Below are 8,760 nucleotides of genomic sequence, written 5' to 3'. Positions count from 1 at the left end.
CAACCTCGCCAGGCGCATAACGGACGAGACCACCCCTACCTGGCGAGGGACTTACTAGGGCATCAAGGGCAATCTGCCTACTTCAAACGCCCTCTGAGACTTCCGTTCGCCCATTGTCCATCGAAGGGACGATGCGCGTGACTTTCAGCGGTCCCAACGTGTCTAGCTCAGCAGTTCATTGAGCCTCCCTGACGCCGAGTGGAGGAGCTTGCGATGAGTGGCACCCAGGAAAACCGTGCACATGCGAGCATATCGCGCCGAAAGTTTGCCGCACGGGCTGCAGGAGCGGCAACGGTCGCGCTGGGAGGGGCAAGCTTCCTCGCCCCGAGGGTCTTTGGCGCCACCACCGCATCGCGCGGCGCGAGCAATCGGCGTGTTGCCGTACTGGGAGGAGGGGTGGGCGGGCTCACGGCCGCACAGGAACTGGCTGAAAGGGGCTTCACTGTCACCGTCTATGAGCGGAAGGCCCTGGGCGGAAAAGCAAGGAGCATACCCGTACCGGACACAGGGGCCGGCGGACGCCCCGATCTGCCGGGCGAGCATGGGTTCCGATTCTTCCCCGGCTTCTACCAGAACGTTCCGGACACCATGAGGCGCATCCCGGCCCCTGGTGGCACAGTGAAGGACAACCTCGTCACCGCCACTCGCGTGCTGATGACATGGAATGGAACGAAGTTCGATTTTCCGGCGTCGTTGCGGTCCTCGCTGCTACCCGATGACCTTCTTAAGATCTTCAGGAATATGGCCGGCACCCGGGTTCCACCGCGGGATGCCGCGCTCTTCGCCAGCAAGATGGTGGCCTTCCTGACCAGCGGACCTCAGCGCAGGATGGGCCAGTGGGAAGCGACCAGCTATGCCGACTTCATCCGAGCGGACACGCTGTCACAGGCCGCTCGAGAGATGCTGCTCGAGATGGTCACCTCCTCATTGGTCGCCGCCAAGCCGGAGCGAGCGAATACGCGGACCATCGGACTCATGGCGGAGGCGTTTCTCTACAGCACCATGGGCATGGGACCGTACACAGATCCAGACCAACTGCTCAATGCGCCGACCAACGAAGCATGGATCGACCCATGGGTGGCGCATCTCCGGAGCCTCGGCGTGCAGTTCAAAGTCGGATCCACCATCACTGGCCTCTCATGCGACGGCAGACGGATCACCGGCGCGCAAGCAGCAGACGCATCCGGCGCCGCCCTCACCGTGGACGCGGACTGGTACGTCCTCGCCGTCCCCGTCGAGCGGGCATCCCGGCTGTTGAGTCCCGAAATCCTCGCCGCTGATCCGGACCTGGACAGACTCCGAAGCCTGACCACCGACTGGATGAACGGGGTCATGATCTACACGACGAAGAAAATGCCGATTTCCCACGGACATGTCACCTACGCCGGCCAGCCGTGGGCGCTGACCTCGATCAGCCAGGCCCAATTCTGGAACAGGGACTTCTCTCGCTACGGTGACGGAAAAGTGCGCGACTGCCTGTCCGTCGATCTGTCCAACTGGAACGCGCCGGGAATTCTGTACGGCAAACCGGCCAAGCAGTGTTCCCGGCAGCAGATCGTCGACGAGGTGGTGGCACAGATCCGCAAGTCGCTCCCCGACGGTGACAGCATTCTGCCTGATTCGGCCATCCACTCCTGGTTCGTCGACCCAGCCATCACCGGCGAGGGCACCGCAGACGTCAGCAACGACGAACCGCTCCTGATCAACACGACCTCGTCCTGGAACCTTCGCCCCGAGGCAACCACCGCAATCGAGAACTTCTTCCTCGCATCCGACTACGTTCGCAGCAACATCAACCTCGCCACCATGGAAGGAGCGAACGAGGCAGGACGGGCCGCGGCAAACGGGATCCTGGCAGCCTCCGGCACCGCTGAACCACCAGCCGAGATCGCCGCGATGTACGCACCGCCAGTGATGAAGCCACTTTGGGCCATCGACGACTTGCTCTACCAGCGCGGGCTGCCGAATCAGTTCGACATCATCGCGCCTGACGCGGCGTAAACCATCCGCCGCGGGAGTGTCTGACTTGTTGAATCGAGTCCAGACGCTCGGTCTGCAGCCGTAGCGTCCAGGGTGTCGGTCGGCACGGGCCCGCAGTGCTCCTTGCCGCCCTCGGGTTGGCTCACTGATAGCGTGCCGCCGCCGGCCGACACCCGCGCGGTGTGGCTCGACAGAGGCATGAAGGTGACGCAGTGAACCTCTTTCATCCTGTGCTGGCGGGTGAAATGGGCTGGTCAGCGAGTGTGGTGACGAGGCAGGGTCCCTCGTCGTTGGCGTGGTGATTCCACTCAGCACACCGGCGACCAGAGGGGTGTCAATCCCCTGGAAACGTGGAGGACTTCCTCATGCGGCTTGAGCCTCCTGATGCGAGCGGGACCGCGCTGTGGTGATGGTTCGTTCGAACTCCACCGGAGGCAGCCCGCCGGCGGCGCTGTGCCTGCGGCGCGTGTTGTAGAAGTCCGCGATCCACGTGGCGATCTTCAGCCGGGCTTCGGCGCGGGTGGTGAAGCGGTGCCGGTGGATGTACTCCACCTTGATCGTCGAACGGGCCGTTTTCCGCTTGCCCGGCCGAGTCAGGTTCCGGCGCCGGCGCGGGGGCTTGCGGCCCTGCAGACCGAGCTCGGCCATGATCTGGGCGACGGTGTTCACCGGAACCTGCCAGCCCTCGGCCCACAGATCCAGCGTGATCCTGGGCGAGCCGTAGGTGCGGCCCGACGCATTGAAGAAATAGGTGATCCGCTCGGCCAGTGCTGCCCGTCTGACCTCGCGTTTCGTCGGCCGCTCGGGGCGTTGGCGCCACTTGTAGAACCAGGACTCGGACACCTCAAGGGCCCGGCAGGCGATCGTGTGCGGGACGCGGTGCTCGGTCCGCTGGTCGGCAATGAAGCCCGCAACGGTCACTTCATCGCCTCCTTCACCCAGAGGACCACGGAGCGCTTGAGGACATCGCGTTCCATCCCGATCTCGGTGTTCTCCCTGCGCAGCTGCTTGTTCTCCTCCCGCAGCCGCCGCAGCTCCTCGCGTTCGGACTCGTCCAGCCCGCCCGCTGCCTCCGCGTCCGCACGCACCCGGGCCCGATGGACCCACGTCTGCAGCGTGCCCTCGTGAACGCCCAAATCCCGCGCGACCTCCGCGGCCGGCTTCCCCGTCTCCAACACGATCCGTACCGCACCCTCACGAAACGGCGCGTCATACGAACGTCGCTTCCCCGCCATGCCCCTCAACTTCCCCTTCATTCACGCCTCCACGCTACGAGGGGAAGCTCACGCCGAAGGTGCCGCCGTCGGCGGTGCGGGTGCGAATCTCGCCTTCGATGACGCGCAGGGTGAGGCCGGCGATGCGCGTGAGGTAGGAGCCGTCGGGCAGTAGCGTCAGGATCGGCGGATGCCGACGACTGGTGCAACGCACCAGGAACTGTGCGCCGCGGCGGGCGGCTTGTGCGAGCAGGTCATTGGTGTGGAAGGCGCGGTCAGCCAGTAGCAACATGCCGGGGGTCAAGTTCGAGGTCAGTTGCTGTGCGTAATACGTCTCGCCCCTGGCTACGGGGCCGAAGGCTGCCGCGATCAGGCCGCGGGTTCCGGTCTCGCACAGTCTCATCAGCATCAGTCTGGGATATCCCGCCTGCCTGAGCCGGCTGGCGGGACGGCCGAGCCAGGACCAGTTCCGTTCATGGTCGGGGACGATCAGGCTGCTGCACCCGTCAAAGGCGACCGTCCGCCAGCGTCGGTAACTCACCCCAGGAGTCGGTAACTCACCCCAGGAGTGGACGGCTGGGCCAGCGACCCCGCCAACACCTCGAAAGGCCGCTTGACCGGCGCCGGGCCGATCCGCCGGCGCAGGTCGCGAAGCGCCTTCTCGGAAGGCTCGGGGACGCGGGTGGTCAGCCCCGCGACCAGCTTGGTCCACACGAGTCGGGCGCCGAGATGGTCGAACAATCCCAAAGCCAGAACGAAGTACACCCCGACCCGGGAGGGAAGACATCGCAGCCGTCGCTCCCGCGCGCCGGTCTCCTCCAGAACCGAGTCAACCAACTCCGGGGGCACGACCTGCGTTAACTCACCGAGATGGCCGGGGGCGAACACATCGCTGGTGTCGCCCATGACAGACTGGACCATAGGGCCTCTGCTTTCGGGAAGATCTTGGTCGATCCCCTGGATAGCAGAGTCCCGCAGCATTTCACGCTCCTCTTGACACCGCCTCCGGGCCCTTGACTTCGCGACATTGGGCGATCACCGCCTATGCCCAGCTCCCGCTTGCCCGGCCGCTCGCTGTCGACCTGCGGCGGCCCTGGGAGAAGCCGACCGAGCCGAACAAATTGACACCCGCTCGCGTCCACAGGGGGTTCAGAAACCTGCACGCGAAGACCGGTTCCCCACCCGGTGCACAGTCCCGTCCCGTTCCGGGCCAGGCCGACCGCTCGGCTCGAAGAACTGCGGCCCAGCGACCCGTCATGACAGGGGCAGAGTCTATCCACCGGCGAGGCGTTCAGCCGTCTCGGCCACCACAAAGTAGGTACGAAACCAAGGCGAACTGGATAAAACGACAAGCTAGCCGCCGCTTCCCCAACCAAGGTGGGTACATGGACCGCTCGCCCTCATGCCCTTGTGCCGCACCTTTCGACATGTGTGAAGTCGTCCGGCAGGCCGATTTCTAAAACTTTCGTTTGCTTTTTCCTTTATATCACCCTTCTGAGTTCCCAGCGGCGAGGGGCATGCATCGAGCCGTGACCCTGCTGGGCTGCCTACCGAGACGGCTCGGATTTGCCCGTCGAAAACACCCATCACAGAAAGAAGTCGATGCGTTCCAAGAGGATGCGGAGAAAATTTCTCGGTTCTGCCGCAGTGGTGGCAATTCTTGCCCTCGTTCCCGCAGTTGCGCTCGCTACGCAGGACGACGGCAGCGCCCGAAGGTTGTCCGGAAGCCTGGAAGCCGGATCCGCTAGTACTTGGTACGCGAGCGGGACGTTTCATCTGGCGAATGATTCCGACACTTCTGCCGACGCATGGAGTCTCGAGTTCGACGTCACAGGGGGGACGTTCGAAAATCATTCGTCCTGGAATACCGATACTGTGCAGTCCGGCAGCCATGTAACCCTCACTCCGAAAGCCGGCTATCCCATGCCTCCGGGAGACACCCAGGATGTGCTGTGGGGCATCAGTGGGCAGGGCACGTTCACGCTCGGCATCGCGAACTGCATGCTCGACGGCCAAGCGGTCGAAGGGTGCGAAAGCGACGATGAGGCAGATCAGCCCGAGCCCGAGGAGTCCGAGGAGCCCGCTGGCCGTCCACCGGCCCAGGCGGACGGTCAGGTCCCGGAGGACGACCAGGTCCCGCCGGAGGGCGACAGCGAGAGCGAAGACGCCAACGGCACGACAACGGGGCCATCCGGTTTGTCCGTCCAAGCAATCACAAAGGATGAGGACCCGGTGTTGTATCTCCAGATGGCCTGGGCGGCGCCGTCCGGCGATGCGGACGCCACGCGCCGCTATGAGCTTTGGGTGGACGACCGGCTCGCATCCACCATGTATCCGAAGGCCACTGACGGAAAAATTGAGCAGGTCCTACCCATCGGAACGTCCCCCGCGAATGCCATGAGGGTCAAGATCCGATACCAGACGGACGACGGCACTTGGAGTGACTTCTCCGCCGAGCAAACCGTCACCATCCCCTGACGCAACGAGATTCACAGACAGACAGAAGGCAGATCACCACCGTGAGGAAACTCCGTACCATCGCGGCCTGTGCGCTGCTGCTGACACCTCTGGTGCTCACTGGGGGCTCGGCCTCCGCGCACGGCAGCTCGGAAGATCCGCCCAGCCGGTCCCTGGCATGCAAGGAGCTCGGCGTCGTGAACGGGGGCGGCGGCCGCTCGTCGAACGCCGCGTGCAATGCCGCCTACCAGGAGAGCAAGGACGCCCCCTTCAGCGACTGGATGAGTGTGGCTCAGATCGACGTGGCCGGTCGGCACCGTGCCTATGTGCCCGACGGCAAGCTGTGCAGCGGCAACAACCCAAAGTTCTCCGGCCTTGATCTTGCGCGCGATGACTGGCCGGCGCAGGAGCTGCCCTCGGGGTCGGAGCAGACACTGCTGTTCAAGGAGACCGCTCGACATGCCCCCAGCTATTTCGAGTACTACGTCACGAAGGACGGCTACGACCCTGCCAAGCCGCTGGCTTGGGATGACCTTGAGGCCATTCCCTTCCTGGTCGCTGCACAGCCCGCGCTCGACACCACGGCAAGCTGGGCAGTCCGCCTGCCGACAAAGAAAGGCAGGCATATCATCTTCGCAATCTGGCAGCGAGAACTCCCCTCCAGCGGCGAAGCATTCTATTCCTGCTCGGACGTAGACTTCTCCTAGGGCCAATGCCGTGATTCTGTTGGCGATCTTGTGGGGGTCACCCGGTCGCTGAGACGAGTGCGTGGAAATGGCTCGGTGGCCGCGGGTTTCGGGTCGGGGTGCTGATCCATTCGGCGATCCGGGTGACGTTGCAGGCCAGAGCGGTCAGGACATGCTGGACGTGGGTCTTTCGCAGGCCCCGGTAGCGGGTTCTGCGGAGGCCGCAGGTGCGGACGTTCTGGGAGTGAGTGGACTCGATGCCAGCCCTGATCGCGTAGCGGTCCTGCCACTGCCGGGTCCGCTGGTCGAGGCGGTTGGCCTGCTGGTTCTGGTGCAGTTCGCGGGTGGGTAGCAGGGCGAGTGAGCGCGGGCGGACCGCGGAGTTGGTGCACTGGGCCCGGTCCGTGCAGGCCCGACAGGCCGCCTCACCGAAGCGGACCTGGATGTAGTCGTGGCCGGAGATCCGCAGCGGCTTCCAGGTCCGGCTGGTCTGCCCGCGAGGGCAGACGACCTGGTGGTGGTCCCAGTCAACGGTGAAGGAGGCCTTGTCGAACCCGTTGTCGGCCTTGGTCTGGTGGCTGGGGTCGGGAGCAACCGGCCCGAGCAGCGTGATCTGGTGGACACGCTGGGCGCGTTCGATCCGTTCCGCGGTCACGTAAGCGCCGTCGACCACATGCTCGCCCGGTGCCAGGCCGGCGTGGGCGAGGTCCTCGTGGATCTGGTCGGTGAGCTCTCCGTCCTGCACCGGGGCGATCGTCGTGGCCACGTGCACCACCACCTCCGGCAGGTCTGACGTGCACGTTTCCGTGAAATGGGTGCGGTAGCCGGACCACGCGGTGTCCCGTTTGACGCAGTAGTGCGCGTCGGTGTCGTACGGGGAGTCGAACCGCAGCGAGGCCGGAGGCAGAGCGTGGCCATCGCGCCAGCGCAGGCGTCCGCGTGCATCCCAGTAGTAGTGGTGCACCCACACCCGGCGCAGGATCTCCACCTGCGGCAACGCGCGCAGCCGGGGCGGGGCGTCGGGTGCCCAGGCGGCGGCCAGGACTTTGCATCCGTCCCGGCCGAAAGCCTCGGCCAGGGCGGTGACTCCCGCCTTCCCGCAGGGGACCTTGCCGTTCTCGACCTTGCGCCCGTAGCGCTTGTCCCACTCCGGCTCCACCAGCGGCAGCAGCCAGTCCGGGGCTGCTTGGGCTAGCTGCTCGAGTGCGGCTCGCAGGCTCTCGCCGGCCAGCTCCAGGCGGCTCAGCCTGCGGACGGCGGCGAGCACGTGTGTGGCATCGGTGCGCTGGCGGCCCCCGGCTTTAAGCAGCCCGGCTTCGACCAGCCGGTTCAGCATCACCTGCAGCAGCCGGTCGGCGGCGTCCCCCTCGGTCAGCCGGGCCCGGAACTCGCACAGCACCGAGTGATCGAACCCTGGATCGTCCAACTCCAGGCCGAGGGCGTACTTCCAGTCGATCCGGGTGCGGACCGCATTCGCGGCAGCGCGGTCGGACAGGTTCTCCGCGAACTGCAACACGCTGACCAGCGCCAACTGCCCCGGCGACAGACCGGGGCGCCCATCACGCGGATACAGGTCCGCGACGTCCTCGTCCTCGAACACCACATCCAGCCGGTCCCGCATCAGCATCGCCGGCGTCCCCTTCGGACATGCCGCCCACGCCGTCAACACCGTCCGCGTCGGAATCCGCTGGTAACTCCTCGGTCGCAACGACATCCCCGGGCCCCTCCCCGAGAGACACGACCCCGCTCCGAACAGCGAACCGCACAACGGACGCTCCGTCAGCACCCCTCACAAGATCGCCAACAGAGTCATGCCGTTGCCTTACGGGCTTGCGGGTTGGGGTCTTGTGAGTCTTTTGCGCGTAGCAGCCGTTCACGGTCGCCGCGAGGTTGTCCATGGCGTCCTTGATGGCGTTCGGGTCGGCCGTGGCGCCGTTCTCGACTAAGGAGAACACCTTCCACTTGCCGTCCTTGCCCTGAGTCAGACCGCTCAGCGCGATGGCGCCGGTGAGGGTGCCGGTCTTTGCGCGCACCTTGCCCGCCGCGCACTTGGAGTGGGCGTCGTCGAAGCGGCCGTACTCCGGGCCGAGCGTGCTGCCGGCCTCGCCGGAGACGGGCAGGCCGTCGAGGACGGAACCGAGGGTGTGCGCGTAGCGGGGCTGCGTCAGCAGCTCGAGGATCTGCGCGAGGGTGCCGGCCGGGATGCGGTCGACCCGGGACAGGCCGCTGCCGTCGTAGAGCTCGAAGTTGTCGAGCGAAACGCCGTACACCCGGCTCAGCACCTGGCGCACGACCTCAGTGCCACCCTCGAAGGTGGCCGGGCGGCCTGCGCCCAGGGCCGTCATCCGCAGCAGGGTCTCGGCGATGTTGTTGTCGCTGTGCTTGAGCATCGTGTGGACGATGTCCGACAGCGGCGCCGACTT

General features: G+C 65.6%; 7 protein-coding genes and 2 pseudogenes. 4 read left to right on the top strand and 5 right to left on the bottom strand.

What is annotated here, in order from left to right; genetic code table 11:
* Nucleotides 1–213: 213 nt before the first annotated feature.
* Nucleotides 214–2,001, top strand: coding sequence for an FAD-dependent oxidoreductase (locus ABZ471_RS46335; protein WP_359075183.1), 1,788 nt, complete (start codon nt 214–216; stop codon nt 1,999–2,001).
* A 342-nt stretch (nt 2,002–2,343) separates the two neighbouring features.
* Here ABZ471_RS46335 and ABZ471_RS46330 read toward each other — a convergent pair whose 3' ends face one another.
* The 3 genes and pseudogenes from ABZ471_RS46330 to ABZ471_RS46320 all read right to left on the bottom strand — a co-directional run.
* Nucleotides 2,344–2,901: an IS3 family transposase gene (locus tag ABZ471_RS46330; RefSeq protein WP_359075182.1), complete on the bottom strand. Its 558-nt coding sequence runs from the start codon at nt 2,899–2,901 to the stop codon at nt 2,344–2,346.
* Nucleotides 2,898–3,158: a transposase gene (locus tag ABZ471_RS46325; RefSeq protein ID WP_359075181.1), complete on the bottom strand. Its 261-nt coding sequence runs from the start codon at nt 3,156–3,158 to the stop codon at nt 2,898–2,900. The genes ABZ471_RS46330 and ABZ471_RS46325 overlap by 4 nt, the downstream gene beginning before the upstream one ends.
* Before the next feature lie 151 nt (nt 3,159–3,309).
* A pseudogene (locus ABZ471_RS46320) lies at nt 3,310–4,115 on the bottom strand (transposase domain-containing protein); the annotation flags it as partial.
* 107 nt (nt 4,116–4,222) lie between these two features.
* On the opposite strand from ABZ471_RS46320, the pseudogene ABZ471_RS46315 reads away from it, so the two are divergent.
* From ABZ471_RS46315 to ABZ471_RS46305, 3 genes and pseudogenes are all read left to right on the top strand, one after another.
* A pseudogene (locus tag ABZ471_RS46315) lies at nt 4,223–4,538 on the top strand (transposase); the annotation flags it as partial.
* Between the two features lie 258 nt (nt 4,539–4,796).
* Entirely contained in the window at nt 4,797–5,672 is an 876-nt protein-coding gene (locus tag ABZ471_RS46310; protein WP_359075180.1) for a cellulose binding domain-containing protein, read from the top strand.
* A 41-nt stretch (nt 5,673–5,713) separates the two neighbouring features.
* Nucleotides 5,714–6,358 (top strand): lytic polysaccharide monooxygenase, encoded by a 645-nt coding sequence (locus ABZ471_RS46305; protein WP_359075179.1) that lies wholly within the window; start codon nt 5,714–5,716, stop codon nt 6,356–6,358.
* 37 nt (nt 6,359–6,395) lie between these two features.
* Here ABZ471_RS46305 and ABZ471_RS46300 read toward each other — a convergent pair whose 3' ends face one another.
* Nucleotides 6,396–7,964, bottom strand: a complete 1,569-nt coding sequence (locus ABZ471_RS46300; RefSeq protein ID WP_359075178.1) for an IS1182 family transposase — start codon at nt 7,962–7,964, stop codon at nt 6,396–6,398.
* Nucleotides 7,897–8,760 (bottom strand): D-alanyl-D-alanine carboxypeptidase/D-alanyl-D-alanine-endopeptidase (gene dacB / locus ABZ471_RS46295; protein ID WP_359075177.1); only part of this gene is annotated, 864 nt, incomplete at its 5' end. The genes ABZ471_RS46300 and dacB, both read right to left, overlap by 68 nt.

This window comes from Streptomyces sp. NPDC005728, assembly GCF_040630895.1.
In the GTDB taxonomy this organism is placed as follows: Bacteria; Actinomycetota; Actinomycetes; order Streptomycetales; family Streptomycetaceae; genus Streptomyces.
The sequence above is the reverse complement of the archived record's forward strand: the minus strand, read 5'-3'. Positions and strand labels throughout refer to the sequence as shown.

Excerpts from the sequence above, each read along its gene's own strand:
- ABZ471_RS46335 (WP_359075183.1), top strand. The coding sequence starts at position 214 with ATGAGTGGCACCCAGGAAAACCGTGCACATGCGAGCATATCGCGCCGA.
- ABZ471_RS46310 (WP_359075180.1), top strand. The coding sequence starts at position 4,797 with ATGCGTTCCAAGAGGATGCGGAGAAAATTTCTCGGTTCTGCCGCAGTG.
- ABZ471_RS46300 (WP_359075178.1), bottom strand. The coding sequence starts at position 7,964 with ATGCTGATGCGGGACCGGCTGGATGTGGTGTTCGAGGACGAGGACGTC.